General features: G+C 51.9%; 14 protein-coding genes. 3 read left to right on the forward strand and 11 right to left on the reverse strand.

Translation table 11 applies throughout. The features are described 5' to 3' along the window. Positions 1-87: 87 nt before the first annotated feature. Positions 88-399, forward strand: a complete 312-nt coding sequence (locus tag BUB30_RS17120; protein ID WP_073136263.1) for a TM2 domain-containing protein — start codon at positions 88-90, stop codon at positions 397-399. Positions 400-440: 41 nt separating this feature from the next. Here BUB30_RS17120 and BUB30_RS17125 read toward each other — a convergent pair whose 3' ends face one another. The 4 genes from BUB30_RS17125 to BUB30_RS17140 all read right to left on the reverse strand — a co-directional run bounded on the left by BUB30_RS17125 (position 441) and on the right by BUB30_RS17140 (position 5,185). Then, positions 441-2,843, reverse strand: a complete 2,403-nt coding sequence (locus tag BUB30_RS17125) for a TonB-dependent receptor (RefSeq protein ID WP_073136265.1) — start codon at positions 2,841-2,843, stop codon at positions 441-443. Between the two features lie 453 nt (positions 2,844-3,296). Then, on the reverse strand, positions 3,297-3,722 hold the full coding sequence (locus BUB30_RS17130; protein ID WP_073136267.1) for an ester cyclase: 426 nt from the start codon (positions 3,720-3,722) through the stop codon (positions 3,297-3,299). Positions 3,723-3,737: 15 nt separating this feature from the next. Then, complete coding sequence (locus BUB30_RS17135; RefSeq protein ID WP_073136269.1) at positions 3,738-4,220, reverse strand: DinB family protein; 483 nt, start codon at positions 4,218-4,220, stop codon at positions 3,738-3,740. Positions 4,221-4,321: 101 nt separating this feature from the next. Further along, on the reverse strand, positions 4,322-5,185 hold the full coding sequence (locus BUB30_RS17140) for an SDR family NAD(P)-dependent oxidoreductase (RefSeq protein ID WP_073136271.1): 864 nt from the start codon (positions 5,183-5,185) through the stop codon (positions 4,322-4,324). A gap of 120 nt (positions 5,186-5,305) precedes the next feature. On the opposite strand from BUB30_RS17140, the gene BUB30_RS17145 reads away from it, so the two are divergent. Next, on the forward strand, positions 5,306-5,647 hold the full coding sequence (locus BUB30_RS17145) for a winged helix-turn-helix transcriptional regulator (RefSeq protein WP_221408734.1): 342 nt from the start codon (positions 5,306-5,308) through the stop codon (positions 5,645-5,647). Positions 5,648-5,655: 8 nt separating this feature from the next. On the opposite strand, the gene BUB30_RS17150 is transcribed toward BUB30_RS17145, so the two are convergent. From BUB30_RS17150 to BUB30_RS17175, 6 genes are all read right to left on the reverse strand, one after another. Then, positions 5,656-5,988, reverse strand: coding sequence for a DUF6958 family protein (locus tag BUB30_RS17150; RefSeq protein ID WP_073136275.1), 333 nt, complete (start codon positions 5,986-5,988; stop codon positions 5,656-5,658). A gap of 257 nt (positions 5,989-6,245) precedes the next feature. Continuing rightward, the gene (locus BUB30_RS17155) at positions 6,246-7,040 is read right to left on the reverse strand and encodes a PhzF family phenazine biosynthesis protein (RefSeq protein WP_073136277.1); all 795 of its coding nucleotides are present in this window, start codon (positions 7,038-7,040) and stop codon (positions 6,246-6,248) included. Positions 7,041-7,059: 19 nt separating this feature from the next. Beyond that, positions 7,060-7,686: a hypothetical protein gene (locus BUB30_RS17160; RefSeq protein WP_073136279.1), complete on the reverse strand. Its 627-nt coding sequence runs from the start codon at positions 7,684-7,686 to the stop codon at positions 7,060-7,062. A 43-nt stretch (positions 7,687-7,729) separates the two neighbouring features. Next, the gene (locus tag BUB30_RS17165) at positions 7,730-10,156 is read right to left on the reverse strand and encodes an ABC transporter permease (protein WP_073136281.1); all 2,427 of its coding nucleotides are present in this window, start codon (positions 10,154-10,156) and stop codon (positions 7,730-7,732) included. 122 nt (positions 10,157-10,278) lie between these two features. Further along, complete coding sequence (locus BUB30_RS17170; protein WP_073136283.1) at positions 10,279-11,343, reverse strand: winged helix DNA-binding domain-containing protein; 1,065 nt, start codon at positions 11,341-11,343, stop codon at positions 10,279-10,281. A gap of 206 nt (positions 11,344-11,549) precedes the next feature. Then, positions 11,550-11,900 carry a TfoX/Sxy family protein gene (locus BUB30_RS17175; protein WP_073136286.1) on the reverse strand — a complete coding sequence of 117 codons (351 nt, stop codon included), beginning with the start codon at positions 11,898-11,900 and terminating at the stop codon, positions 11,550-11,552. Between the two features lie 139 nt (positions 11,901-12,039). Here BUB30_RS17175 and BUB30_RS35190 point away from each other — a divergent pair, with 139 nt between their 5' ends. Continuing rightward, a complete protein-coding gene (locus BUB30_RS35190) occupies positions 12,040-12,186 on the forward strand; it encodes a hypothetical protein (protein ID WP_178377138.1) in 147 nt (48 codons plus the stop codon). Positions 12,187-12,342: 156 nt separating this feature from the next. Here BUB30_RS35190 and BUB30_RS17180 read toward each other — a convergent pair whose 3' ends face one another. Continuing rightward, the gene (locus tag BUB30_RS17180) at positions 12,343-13,713 is read right to left on the reverse strand and encodes an alpha-amylase family glycosyl hydrolase (protein ID WP_178377139.1); all 1,371 of its coding nucleotides are present in this window, start codon (positions 13,711-13,713) and stop codon (positions 12,343-12,345) included. Positions 13,714-13,848 lie beyond the last annotated feature (135 nt).

Genomic DNA, 13,848 nt, shown 5'->3' on the forward strand with positions numbered 1-13,848 from the left:
CCGGAAGCACCAAACAACGCTACGGCTAGTTGTGATGGAGTTTAAAAGCGCATAAATTAAAATGTCACCTTTAAAACTCACATCACTATGAACAAGCAAAAATATCACCTGCAACGTCAGCTCAAATCTACCGGAACGGCTTACTTATTAACGCTCTTTGTTTTTGGAACACACTATGGCTATTTAGGAAAGTGGGGGATCCAGATCTTGTTTTGGATCACCCTCTATGGCGTGGGCGTCTGGTATCTCATCGATTTGTTCCGCATCCCCGGGCTGGTGGCCCGCCACAATGCAAAACTATGGCAACAAATCGATGAGATCGAGAAAAGAGAACGCGCAGACGAGGTCGCGATGAACCTGGCCATCCTGAACGAAAAAAAGCGACAGAATTTTTCTTAGGTAAAATTACATCTGTGAAAACACGGCCGTGGTGTTAGACATCAGAACTTGTAAGAGAAGCTAAGAACGGCATTTCTCGGTTTTTGAGGGTTCACCGTAGAGTAGCCTGTGTAATATTCCTTGTCGGTGATATTGTTCACATTCAAGGCTACCCTGAATTTGTTTGTCCTGTAGAACGCCGTGGCATTGACGACGGTGTAGCCCGGCAATACAAATTTCCCGGTGACGTCGCTGTCCAGGATGGCCAGGTCGCTGGCGTGGTTCCCTCCCACTCCAAATCCTAGCCCTTCCAGCCCGCCCGTTGTCACCGTGTAGGTCGCCCAGGCATTGACCAGGTCTTTCGGTCCGGCGTAGATGGGTCGTTTCCCGGTTTCCAGCCACACGTTCTTGTCATCACCTTCCAGCACCTTGCTTTCGTTGTGGGCATATCCGGCGATGAGGCTTAAGCCGGGGATCGGATTTGCGCGCAAGTCTATTTCCAGTCCCTTGCTTTCCGCCTTCCCACCTTGCAGACTATTGTTGGGGTTTGCAGGATCGCCGGTCACCAGGTTTGCTACCTCGATATCATAGTAACTAACAGTGGCCTGCAATTTGTCGGAAAGAAGATTCGACTTCACCCCAAGTTCCCACTGGTTGGCATGTTCTGCTTCAAAATTCTTGAGCCTGGGGTTCGATCCGTCCGCGTCGGCGATCGAAACCGGGGCCACGTTTTTAAAGCCATTCATATAATTGGCAAACACGGAAAGCTTGTCGGCAATAGGCTGGTACAACAATCCGAATTTTGGCGACAGCGCCGTTTGATCAAAGTCGGCATCCTTCTTATCAAAATAGTCAAACCGGAGACTTGCCATGGCCAACAACTTTGGGGTAAGGTTGATCACGTCCGACACATAAGCGCTATACGTATTGTCTTTCGAATTGCTGTTGCTCACCCCGGTGGGGGCGATCAGGTTGTCGACCGAAGGACGCGTCAGGTAAGCGGGTGCCGCCTCCACGCCGGTGTAGGGATCAACGTAGTTGACGGCGCCTTGCGGCGTAACATTATAGATCCAGGCATATCCCGTGCTGTTGTCGATGATGTTCCGGTTGAAATAATCCAGGCCCACCACCATGCGGTTCCGCAGGTTTCCAAGCGTGAAATCGCCGTTGAAATTTTGCTGAATGTCGGTGCTCACGGTCTGCGCTTGCTGTTTGCTCATCCACAAACCGAATTCACCCTTGCCGTTCTCGTTGTCATAGAGATAAGAATAATAGCCATTCGACTTCGCCACACCCCTCGACAACACCGTTTGTGAAGTCCACTGCGATGAGATCCGGTAGGTCGTCTGTCCTTGCAGGTTGTAGCGCGGATTTTTTATGGAGAGATCATTGCTGGTCAGCGAAAGTTTCCGGTCGTAGTTCAGCGCCCTCATGTCGGCAAATTGAAGGGGTGTGCTCCGCCCCAGGAACAACATGGTGGGGTTTGTTTTTTCTTCTTGCATGAACTCCGTCAGGATCAGGAACGAAAGTTTGTCGTTCACTTTATAGGACAACGTGGGCGCGACGAAGAAAGAGTTTCTAAAACCGGCGTCCTGAAAACTGTTTTCCGTTTGATAGGCCGTGTTCACCCGCAAGGTGACTTGTTTCTCTTCGTTCCCCAACGGGGTGTTGATGTCGGCCGTCACGCGGTTGAGTCCGAAGCTGCCCGCCATGTAGGAGACCTCACCACCAAAATTATTGTAAGGCCGTTTCGTCACCGTGTTGACCAGACCGCCATAGGAGATCAGGCTGCTTCCAAACAATGTGCCCGAGGGGCCTTTGATGACTTCGATCCGTTCGATGTTGGCCGGATCCAGGCTGCCATTCGTGAGACCGGGAAGACCGTTCACAATGTTGGCTTGCGCTTCGAAACCACGCAGGGAGAAATAAGAAGTTCCGTCACCACCACCACGTCCCGTGCTCTCCCAGAGCCGCTGAATGCCGGGCACGTTGCGCAAAGCATCGTCATAGCTCGTAATGGCCTGCACTTTTAAAAGATCGGAAGAAACGGCATTGTAAACCTGTGGGTTCTCCATGTTCTTCAACGGCATCTTCGCCGCATAAATACTTTCCTGGTTCAATCTTCCCGACGAAACCACGATCTCCTCCAAGTGCTTAGTGTCCTCTTCCAAAACAAAATCAACACGCGTCGTTTCACCGGCTTTCACCACGACAGATTGTTTCTGTGTTTGAAGGCCGACAAACGAAGCGACGATCACATAATTTCCAGGCACAATATGAACCAGCTCATACTTCCCTTCCCAATCGGCGACGACTCCCTTGGAGGAGCCTTCGATACCTATGTTCACGAACTCTGCCGGCTGGCCATCCGATGTTTTCACCACACCGCGTACTGTGCCTGTGGATTGAGCCGATGCCTGTAAATGACACACGATTAAAAAGAGAAAGAGATAAATAGATTTCATATATCGATTGATTACGCTGTTGATTTCATTCTCAAAATTTTCCACAGCGGGCGACTAAAAGAAGGGACTCCGCGACCAACGGAGCCCCTAGTCTAACCTTATGGGAAAATCTACTGTCCGTCCCAACCTGACGCAATTGGGACAACGGCTCAAAGATGATTGAGGGAACTGAGATAAAATGGAATATTTCTAAATAACATTTAAAAATACCCTGTAGAGGGGATGATACTAACTCCGTGTAGCTAGACGAACAGCAAGCGGAGGCTAGCTTGGGATAGTGATTGATGGCAGGTTTAGGTACATCGACGAGTTGAACCCGATGGAGTCACCGGTTCATAACGGTATCACTACCGTCCAACGTCTTTAAATTTCATTTCCGCCTGAAAAAAAAGACGCAAGATCAACGCCTTCTCAGGGCGCCAATCTTGCGTCTTTCAATTTGGTCTGTTTGGATTATTTTTCGCTCGCCAACATCGCGGCAACGGCACCCAGCGTGTTGATGCCCCAATGTTCAAAATACTGTCCGTCTTTCACGTGCACAATATCAATGACATTGATGGTCACTTCTCTCTGCGTGGCCGGCACCCCCATGAAGATACCCGTGTGTTTTCCGCTGATCGTTTTGCGCGTAGTCACTTTGTTGCCCTCGGCGATCTGATCAAAAATGGTGACCTTGATGTCTGAGAGCCCGGCATGCAACACCTTCTCGAAGGTATACCAAATGCCGGCAGAGCCTTTATCGACGCCCGGTGCGGCCGTGTGGTTGATAAAGTCCGGGTGCATAATGGCCTTAAACGTTTCGGCGTTGAGTTGCTCGATGAGCTCGGTGTTGAAGCGCCGTACAATAGCTTTGTTTTGCTCGAGTAAGTCTGAATTCATAGTTTCTTTTAATTCTTATTTTTTCAGCCAAACCAATTGACCGAGGTGATACGCCACGTGACTGGTGCGGCTGATGATCACGTTCAATTTATTACGGTGCGGCTCTTTCACAAAATCTTCGGCCGACACTTGCGTATGGCGTTGCAGCCAGTCGGAGGGCAGCAGTTTGGCGAGGTGATCGTTCAATTTTGTGTTCACGTCGGCCCAGTATTGCTTCAGTTCGGCTACGGTGGGAACGGGCAGACCCGACTTGTCGGGGCTGGTGAGGAAGGCGGCGTCCAGTTCGGGATGGAGCCTGGTGCTCAGGCCCAGCAATTCGAAGAGGCGGTCGTGGCTGGCGGTGAGGTGGCCCAACAGGTAGAAGCCGGAGTTTTTGCCGGGAGCGATCTCGCTCAGGAGTTGTTCGTCGGTGTAGCTTTGAAAAAGTTGATCGGCGCGTTTCAATTGTGCCTTCCAGGCGTTGAGCGTCAGCTCGAGGATCATTTGTTCGGAGGTCATGTAAAAAGGTGGTTAAGTAAATGTTAACGGCCCGGCGAAAACAGAACAGGTTGCCGGTCCTGGTGATGGCAACCTGTTTTGTCCTAAAAAAGTTTGGCAGTTTACTGCGGGAAGCCATAATTTTTTACCCACCGCGATTTAATGTCCTGCCGGGCCTGGATAAACTCGACATCGGCGCCCTGGGCAATGGCATCCAACGGGTAGCGTAGCGGACGAGTGCCCTTCTTCATGTTGACAAGCGCCAACACGCCGTCGGCAATAACCTGCGGGTCCATCTTGAATTCCGCCATCTTGCCAAAGAGCGCCGTGCCCGTGACATTGAACTTTTGGACCGCCTCTTCGCCGTAGGCGTTCACCACCTCGGGCCGGTCGGCATGGATGCCCGCCTTGCTGCCGTTGTTCATTTCCGTGGGATACACACCGGGTTGAATCGTCACGTTCTCGATGCCAAACGGTTTCAATTCATCCTGGATCCCTTCCGTAAGGGTTTCCACACCAAACTTCGAGATCAGGTAGGGCACCATAAACGGAACGGAAAAGCCACTGGCGCCGGAAGTGATGTTGATGATCAACCCCTGCCGGGCCTGCCGCATGGAAGGTAACACTGCGTGATAGGTGCGCAACACACCATACAAATTCACCTCCAGCATGTTCTTGACCTGGTCGATGGTGTAGCCCTCGACCAACCCAAAGCCGGCGACCGCCGCGTTGTTCACCAACACGTCGATCTTGCCGTACTTTTTCAAGGCATAGGCCACGGCTTGGTTTACGGAATCATCGCTGGTCACTTCCAGTTCCACGACGTCTACATTCGGGAGGGCGGCCAGTGCCTGGGCCACCGCTGCATTCTTACCTTGTATGCCGCGCATGCCTGCCACCACGGTGTGGCCTTCGCGCGAAAGCGTTTCGGTCATCAGTTTGCCGAAGCCTGTACTGGTGCCGGTAATGAATATGGTCTGTTTCATAAAGTCTGCGATGGTTTTTATTCGCGTCAATAGTTACGATAGGTAACTATTAATAGTTCTCTTTTGTAACTAATAACGACCGATTCCCGTACATAAAGTGGTAACGAAAAGGTAACTATCATGAACAACGAGCTTTTCCTCTCCACCGCCTGCCCCATGACGCGCACCATGGCCACCATCGGCACAAAATGGAAACCGGTCATCGTTTATACGCTCGGCAAGAAAAAGATGCGGTTCGGTCAGCTCGTGGCCAAAATGGACCTCATCTCGCGCAAGGTTTTGACTGAACAACTAAAAGAACTGGAGGAAGATGGTATGGTCATTCGGGAGGCGTTTGGCGAAGTGCCGCCGCGCGTGGAGTACTCGTTAACGGAGAAAGGAATGGCCCTGCTTCCCATCCTGCAGGAGATGTGCAACTGGAATCGGAAATTCGAAAAAACAAAAGCGTGTCAACTTCGCTAGAGCACTCCTTATAGTGCAACCATCGTTTGCTTCTTGCCCTTCCGGGTGATCTTCATAAAATAGGAACGGCTGTCGTAAGGAAGTCGGGTGGTCCGGATCAGGTCGCGCGCTTCGAGGTCGAGCTTCACCTGCAACACATACCAGCTTTTCATGTCTTGTGACTCACACGGCAGATCGTGTTGTGCATACTCCAGCAATTGGGGCATGGTCAAATTTTCGTGCGTCTTGATTTTGCCCAGGATGTAGGCTGACAACGATTCGTAGTAATGTTGTTTCATCGTGAACCCCTTCTTGCCGTCCGGCCTCAAGGTGGTTATAGTCCGCTCCAGTTCCGCTTCCATATTCGGTTGTAAAATTATGGAGTTAAACGTAGAACACATCGCCACCGACATAAATTATAGCTCAGCGAAGCACTTTAGAAAACGATTACGATAAAAATATATACCAACGATCTTATTTCGGGGACGTGATTGGAATCTTTTCTTACATCAAAGGTACGTTTCGGGTGCCCTACGGTACACCTCGTAAGCGGCGTATAGGCTACCGTTATGTTACGCCAATGTTATGCAAACGATTCGCCCCCTTTTTTGTGGATAGCTTATTTTTCTTCTACGTCGATCTCACCGACCAAATAAGGCTTGGCAAAACCACCGATCTCCACGCGATTGCCCACGAGTCGGCATTGCAATTCGCCTTGCCGTGCGGAGAGTTGGCGGGCGGTCAACGTGGTCTTCCCAAGTTGCGCGGCCCAATAAGGCGTTAAGGTCGTGTGTGCCGAGCCGGTAACGGGATCTTCATTCACACCCGATTGAGGCGCAAAGAACCGCGACACAAAGTCCACGGCGTCGCCCTTCGCTGTAACGATCACTCCCCTTCCGGGCAACGTCGCGATCTTTTGAAAATCCGGCTGCACGTTTCTGACTTGCTCTTCCGAGTCGAACACCAGCATGAAATCCGTTTTGCCTTTGAAGGCTTCGCGTGGCCGGATGCTGAGCCCGTCCGTCAGCTCGGGTGTTAAAGCCACCGGTTCGTAAACATCGGTTGGGAAATCCAGGGTTAACAACGCGCCTTTCCGGGTGGCTTTCAACGGCCCACTGCGCGGAGAATGAAAAAGGATCTCATCGCCAGCGTGTCCCTCATAATGAAACAAGACATAAGCCGACGCCAGGGTGGCATGACCACAGAGGTCCACCTCTATCGTCGGCGTAAACCAACGTATGGCATACCGGCCGTTTTCCGGCACGATGAAGGCCGTCTCCGCGAGGTTATTCTCCATACCGATCTTTTGCATCAGGCTATCCGGGAGCCACTGTTGCAATGGACAAACCGCTGCAGGATTGCCGCCGAAGACTTTGTCGGTGAACGCGTCGATTTGGTATAGCTTTAGTTTCATGGTTGTTGGTTTAGGATGCTCATAAGGGGCCCGTAAAGAACGAGATCTCGATCGCGTAGCGGCGATCGTCTATTTTCTGGACACGATCGAGGGTGGCGGCACTCCGGATCGATCCTTCCTCAAAAACAATTTCTTCCGTCAGTTCAGCGGTTTTCTTTTCCTTTAACAGACGCGCGATGGCGTCGGTGCCATTGTCGGTGTCAATGGGGGCATCCAGCCCTTTGCGAATATCCCGCATAAAGCCCACAGCCTTGTCCATCCAATATGGAACGTCAGTCGTGTCGGCCTGGAAGCGCGAGGTCTCAAAGCGGAACGTGAGCCAGTAGTATTCACATCCTTTGTGATAAATGAGGAGGCGATCGTTGTGCTCCAGGTCGGTGCTTTCGATGGCGGTGCCGTCGGGCTGTCGTTGGAAGATCTCGTTTGGATAAACGGCTTTCTTTAATACAGGCTCAGGCTCGCCGCGGACGCAGTCGTTTGCCACGGAATCATTTTCTACGAGATTGGCGATATCCGCCGCGGTAACCACCGTGTCGGTAGCGAGCGTATCGGCGGTAGTCGTTGACGTTTCTTTTTGTTTTACCTGACAAGCAAAGCAAACCAGGATCAGCACTGAAAGGCCGGCGACCGCTGAGCGAATTTTCATGAGCGAATTTGTGAGTTTTAGGCGCTCAATATAATCAATCGCGCTATTCCGTTCGCAACGCCTCCGTGGGATTGCGCCTGGCCGCCTGGAAAATATGCCAGCCCAGCGCCAGGACCATCACGAACAACGCCAACACACCGGCCAACACAAAGACCCACCAGGGCAGTGGCGTGTGGTAGGCAAAATTGCTGAGCCATTGTTGAATCAAATAAAATGACACGGCCGATCCCAACACAGTAGCCACGATCAACCAACGGATGAAGTCGCGCGAAAGCAGGGTAGCGATATTCAGAATGGAAGCGCCTACCACCTTGCGGACACCGATCTCCTTTGTCCGTCGCGCCGTGAAAAAGGATGCCAAACCCAGCAAGCCGATGGACGCAATAACGATGGCAATCACCGAGAAGGCGGTATAGATATGGGCGGTCGTTTGCTCGCGGGCAAACAATTTATTGAAGTCTTCGTCGAGGAAGGAATATTCAAAAAGATAACCGTTCGACAATTGCTTCCAGGTTTTCTCAATGCCTTTCAACGTCGCGGTCATGTCGGCACCTTTGACCTTCACCAAAATATAGTTGGCGTCATTCTCCGTCTTGCGAAGATCGCCGTTGCGGAAATAGATCACCATCGGTTCGATGGCGTGGTGGAACGATTGAAAATGGAAGTCCTTCACCACACCCACAATGTTGACGTCCATATCACCCAGTGTTCCGCGGTCGATTGTTTCTTGCAACGGGTCTTTCATGCCCAATGCTTTTACGGCGGCTTCGTTCAGGATGGCCTGTGGTTTTTCGCCGGCGGCAAAAGTTTTTCCCTGGACCATCTTCAAGGAAAGTGTTTCCAGGATGTCGGCATCGGCCACGAGGGGGAACACCGTCGGGCTCTCATCTTTCGGAGTGCCTGCAAAATGCTGACCGTGTCCGTCGAAATGTCGGCCGGGCGTTGTGTTGACGTAACTGACTTGTAACACGCCGGGCTGTTTCAACAATTCGTTCTTGAAGGCCGACCGGTTATCACCCAGACCGCCGGGACGCTTCAACACCACCAGGTGATCTTTTGCAAATCCCAGGTTTCGGGTGGTCATATATTGCAGTTGTTTGTAGGCCACGAGGGTGCACACGATCATGACGATACAAATGGTGAACTGAGAGATCACCAGGCCACTGCGCAGCCATTCGCGATTCCCCTTGATCATGGCGCGTCCCTTCAGGGCGCGAACCGGGTTGAACGAAGCAAACGAAAGCGCCGGGTAGAAACCCGACAACACCCCCAGCATCACCGCGAACCCAACCAAGGCCAGCAATATGAAAGGATCGGCGTAGTTCACGTGCAGGCTTTTCCCCGACAGCACATTGAAGAACGGCAAGGTCACTTCCAGCATCGCGATCCCCAGCAGCAACCCGATGAACGCCACCAGCACAGACTCCAAAAGGAACTGGACGAACAATGCGCCACTGCGGCTTCCCGTCACCTTGCGAATGCCCACTTCCTTGGAACGCTGGAGCGAAAGCGCTGTGGCCAGGTTGGTGTAGTTGATGCTTACCAGCACCAGGATGATCAACGCGATGATGACCAGCGCATAGGTGAGCATCTCCTTTCCTTCCTGGTTCTCGAAGATCATTGTGCTGAGGTGAACATCCTTCAGCGGCATAAGAAAAAGCGTGTAGTGATCGTTGCCTTTATAAATTTCGGACAAGGTTTTGCCAAAGCGCTTCACGAAGTACGGCTCATAATACGCTTTTAAAAATTGGGGCATACGGCTTTCAACACGCTGCCGGCTGGTGTTTCCGTTCAACACCACATAGGTGCTGAAGGTGTGGTTGGTCCAGCTATCGGTAAAATCGAAGCCGATGTTCTTGAAAGAACTGAGAGAAAGCAGGAAGTCAAACGTGAAGTGGCTGTTGGCCGGGTAATCTTTTACCACACCGGTCACCTTGCATTCGTGAAAGAACTGATCGAACAGGATGGTTTGCCCCACGGGGTTTTCGGTGCCAAAATATTTCTTCGCTGTTTTCTCGGTGATGACCACCGTATTGGGTTCCCGCAGCGCGGTCTTCGGATTGCCTTGCAGGAATGGGATGGTGAACACGTCGAACACGGTAGAGTCTGCCCCCAGGATGTGATCTTCAGCATGCTTCTGGTCGCCGCGGGTAACGACCACGTCGTCAAACCAAAAACAAAGCCGGCTAACCTTTTCCACTTCGGGGAAGAATTCCTTCAGGGCCGGACCAGTTGGAGGCGTGGTCCATCCTGACCTCCCCTCCTCGTTCCCCTCCTTGCTGTCGACGCCTACCAGGAAGATCCGGTCGTTCTTTTCATGAAAATTGTCGTAGGTCAACTCGTCGTATGCATACATGCCCAACATCAGTGAAGCCGCAATGCCCACCGCCAGGCCGGTGATGAGGATGACGGAGTAAAACCGGTTCCGGACAATGTTCCGCCAGGAGATGAGCAAATAATGTTTCAGCATAGCATGCAGGTTTAGGATGGACGGGACACAAAAGTATGCCAAGATAAGAAAACGCCTTTTCAGACAAATTTGCTTGCTCCCCCGCGCATTACCGACCAGGAATGTCCGCTGCCGGGCAACGCCTAACTTTCCAGGTCCGTGCTAACAAACCTCGCGTAGCGTTTGATGACCTTCTTCAGGACATCTTGTTTTGCCTTGGCAAACGGCGGAGTGATCTCGGTTTGAACATGCAACAGGTTTTTCTTCTCGGTACGCTTCCAAGTGCCCACCACGCGCTGGCCGGCGATCACTATGGGGCGAAAGATTCCATTGCCGGTCGACGCGGCCTGAGCCTCCTCCAGCACAACACTGCGATCTTTGTAAGCCACGGTATATTCGTCATAGGGCGGTAACAGAAATATATCGCCCGTTGCCGGTTTCAATTTTCCCTCCACCGGTTTAAACCAATAGGTTTGTCCCTCCACGGTGGCTTCTTCGAATTCGTTTTTTACCATGTCCAAATATTTCCGCGCATCGGTGCCCGTGAGGCCTGCCCACCAGGCGAAGTCCTGTATGGTAGCGGGACCGTGGCTGGCAAAATACCGTTTTGCCAGCGAAGCCAAGGCTTCATCTTGATCGGGTATTTTCGTGGCGGGCAACCATTCATCCAATAGCGCAAAGGTGGGTTGCTTCCCGCGGCGGGGCGCCACACAAATAAGACCCTTTAGCGCACTATAGACCAGGAGATGAAGACCGCGTTGCTCACTCAAATCGATCTTGGCACGCTCCAACGCTTCGTATAACTCCGGGCGGGTAAGCGGCGCCGATCCTTCCAGCGCCTTGGCAAATACCTTCATCCCTTTGGTGAGCGTCTTCGCGTCCAACCCAACCTGGCGGTGCACGGTGCCATAGCGCGTGATCACGCGGGGCGCCAGGTACTTCAACATCCAGCGCACGTCTTCGGGGGCGGTGTAATGGATCGTTCCTCGCAGGGGCCAGGTACGCACAATGGTCTTGTCGACCAGGGCTTGTTCGATGTCCTCCTCCCGCGCATTCTTCAACCGCAGCCCCACGGCCCACAGCGAATGGAGATAATCCTGGGCCTGAACAGCAACCAGCCAGCGCACAACGTCTTCTGGTTTTGTAAAAGAATGTTGGGAGATCTGTTGATGATGAAGGCGCAAGCGAGCGATGTCAGAGGGCTTCATGGAATGGGGGTTGTTGGGGTGAAGATACTGGAATCAGGAGCCAGAATCCAGGAGCCAGGAGCCAGAATCTTGGGATTTGTGATCGGTTAGTAGTTAGTAGTTAGTAGGCAGTAGTCAGTAGGTAGTACCGTAGATCAGAGTTGAAATTATTTCCTGATAAAACTCCTGGCTCCTGGATTCTGGATTCTGGCTCCTGATTCTCGGCATTACGGTTTCTTCTTTTTCTTCTTGGCCGCTTTTGCTTCTTTGTTGAAGGCCAGTGCCAGGTTCACCCAGTAGTCGAATTGTTTTTTTGTGCGGATTCCTTCGTCGCCTACGAATACGAATCCTTTCATGGTTCGGGTGCCGTGGACCATGGGGCGGCATCCGGGTTGGTCGAGGGCTTCTTCGTATGCGTCCGGCCCAACCCGGCACATCAATTCGTCTTCGCTGACGCAAATGCACATCTTTCCGTTTACCATAAAACACACGCCGCGGAACATCACTTTTTCTTCGATCTTTTTTTGATCGGCGAGTGCTTCGCGCACTTTGTCGGCAAGTTTTTCATTATAGGCCATAGAGGGTTTATTTTGTCGCAATCAAAGATAAACGTTGCTCCGGGAATTTCTGGCGTTTCCAACATCAAGAAATACCGACTACAGACGACACCCCGGGAAGCTGGTGTTTATTTGGATATTCTGTACTAATTTCGTCAGGATGAAAAAGTCTCTTTTCAAACTCCTCGCCAGCGTCAATAAGGTTATCCTTCCCCGGTATAGCCAGCGGGATATTACCAGACTGTCGAAGCTGGATAAGGCTTTGGTGGCCTATCGATATTGGGTGACGTTGAATGCGTTGGATTGAGGTGGCGAATCTATGCCGGGAAGTCGGCGGGATAAATTTTAGTGTGTTCACGAAGGGATAGCAGTTTCTGAAACCGCAAAGGCGCAAAGGACGCAAAGGCTGTTCCTGTATTTCCTTTGCGTTCTTTGCGCCTTTGCGGTGAAAAACACTCGCGCCCTACTTCTTTAAAATCAGGTAGCCATAACCATCGAGGGTAACCTTGTCCGAAAGGCTAACGGAAGAGTTATCCAAGGCATTGGTCCAGGATGAGTTCTGAAGACTGGCGTCGAGGATATATTCCTTTGATTCAGCCCGGACGTTGGCGAGCACAAAATATTCTTCGTTGCCCTTTGTGCGCCTGAACGCGGCGATATTGTCGTCATTATAATATTGAAGTGAACCCGAGGCGAAAGCCGTCGTATTGTTATATATCCCCAAAAGCTTTTCATAGGTTGCTAACATGTCGGGGTTCATCGTCCAGTTGATCGGGTCGCGAGTGAAGAAGGGCAACTTTTCAGCCTGCCCCACTTCCTGGCTGCCATAGAGCATGGGCACCGCGCTGGTAAAGATCGTCACCACGGAAGCTGACAATGCGCCATCCGTTCCACCAAATAATTCCACGGGCGTGCCGTCGTAGGCAGACTGATCGTGATTGGTCGTGTAACGCAGCTTGCGCCCACCGGCTGGAATGCTGTTGTATTCGGCAAGGTGCGTTGCAAAAATGGATGAAGCCGATTTGTTCTCTTCATACACCTGCTTCAGGTTGTTGTAGAAGTCCCAGGCATAGTTCATCTGGAAACCCGCCGTAAAATTATCGGCCTTGCCCCCCTCGGCGAGCAGGATCAGGTTCCTTCCGGGGATGGCTTTCAACTCATCCAAAGCCTGCTTCCAAAAATCGGTGGGCACAAAATCCACGGCGTCGCAGCGAAAACCGTCCACGTTGGCTTCGAGCACCCAGTATTTCATGGCGGCGATCATTGCCTTACGCATGTCGCGATTGTCGTAGTTCAACTCGGCCACATCCTGCCAGTTGGTTCCGGGGGGGATAATGATGTTGCCGGAAGCATCCTGGGTATACCACGCCTTGTTCTTCATCCACACATTGTCCCACGCCGTGTGATTGGCCACCCAGTCCAGGATCACGGCGATATTGCGGTCGTGGGCTTTCTGCACGAGCTCCCGCAGTTTGTCGAGGTTGCCAAATTCTGTATTTACCTCCAGGTAATTTTGCACCGCATACAGCGATCCCAACCCACCGGCAGACCGCACTTGTCCCACGGGGTAGATCGGCATGAGCCAGATCGTGTTCACGCCAAGCGCCTTGATGTTGTCGAGGCGATCGATGATGCCTTGGAAATTTCCCGCGGTGCTGTAAGCGCGCGGGTTCACCTCGTACATCACTATGTTTTGCGTGTTGGGTACGTTGGCGAAGGGAACGCCGTATTGTTTCGGCGCATCGTCAACAGGGGGTGTCACCGGCGCGGGATCGGTTTTGTCCGTGCTGCACGAAAACATCATCAGCGCGATAACGCACAGTTTCTTCATCATGATAAAAGCAGAAATAAAGTTAAGCATTTCATAAAGTCATTGTAACGAACAAAAAGTACATGAGCCCTCCTGCAGACGTTCGCCCTCCGCAAGCCTTCTCTCTTTTTTCGTTTATGGAAGGGCGGCGATCGTGTT

The organism is Chryseolinea serpens (assembly GCF_900129725.1).
Taxonomy (GTDB): Bacteria; Bacteroidota; Bacteroidia; order Cytophagales; family Cyclobacteriaceae; genus Chryseolinea; species Chryseolinea serpens.

What these genes read in the sequence shown, in the direction of transcription:
- BUB30_RS17165 (WP_073136281.1), bottom strand. Translation starts at nt 10,156, where the DNA reads ATGCTGAAACATTATTTGCTCATCTCCTGGCGGAACATTGTCCGGAAC.
- BUB30_RS17180 (WP_178377139.1), bottom strand. Translation starts at nt 13,713, where the DNA reads ATGATGAAGAAACTGTGCGTTATCGCGCTGATGATGTTTTCGTGCAGC.
- BUB30_RS17125 (WP_073136265.1), bottom strand. Translation starts at nt 2,843, where the DNA reads ATGAAATCTATTTATCTCTTTCTCTTTTTAATCGTGTGTCATTTACAG.
- BUB30_RS17140 (WP_073136271.1), bottom strand. Translation starts at nt 5,185, where the DNA reads ATGAAACAGACCATATTCATTACCGGCACCAGTACAGGCTTCGGCAAA.
- BUB30_RS17175 (WP_073136286.1), bottom strand. Translation starts at nt 11,900, where the DNA reads ATGGCCTATAATGAAAAACTTGCCGACAAAGTGCGCGAAGCACTCGCC.
- BUB30_RS17135 (WP_073136269.1), bottom strand. Translation starts at nt 4,220, where the DNA reads ATGACCTCCGAACAAATGATCCTCGAGCTGACGCTCAACGCCTGGAAG.
- BUB30_RS17160 (WP_073136279.1), bottom strand. Translation starts at nt 7,686, where the DNA reads ATGAAAATTCGCTCAGCGGTCGCCGGCCTTTCAGTGCTGATCCTGGTT.
- BUB30_RS35190 (WP_178377138.1), top strand. Translation starts at nt 12,040, where the DNA reads ATGAAAAAGTCTCTTTTCAAACTCCTCGCCAGCGTCAATAAGGTTATC.
- BUB30_RS17130 (WP_073136267.1), bottom strand. Translation starts at nt 3,722, where the DNA reads ATGAATTCAGACTTACTCGAGCAAAACAAAGCTATTGTACGGCGCTTC.
- BUB30_RS17155 (WP_073136277.1), bottom strand. Translation starts at nt 7,040, where the DNA reads ATGAAACTAAAGCTATACCAAATCGACGCGTTCACCGACAAAGTCTTC.
- BUB30_RS17145 (WP_221408734.1), top strand. Translation starts at nt 5,306, where the DNA reads ATGAACAACGAGCTTTTCCTCTCCACCGCCTGCCCCATGACGCGCACC.
- BUB30_RS17120 (WP_073136263.1), top strand. Translation starts at nt 88, where the DNA reads ATGAACAAGCAAAAATATCACCTGCAACGTCAGCTCAAATCTACCGGA.
- BUB30_RS17170 (WP_073136283.1), bottom strand. Translation starts at nt 11,343, where the DNA reads ATGAAGCCCTCTGACATCGCTCGCTTGCGCCTTCATCATCAACAGATC.
- BUB30_RS17150 (WP_073136275.1), bottom strand. Translation starts at nt 5,988, where the DNA reads ATGGAAGCGGAACTGGAGCGGACTATAACCACCTTGAGGCCGGACGGC.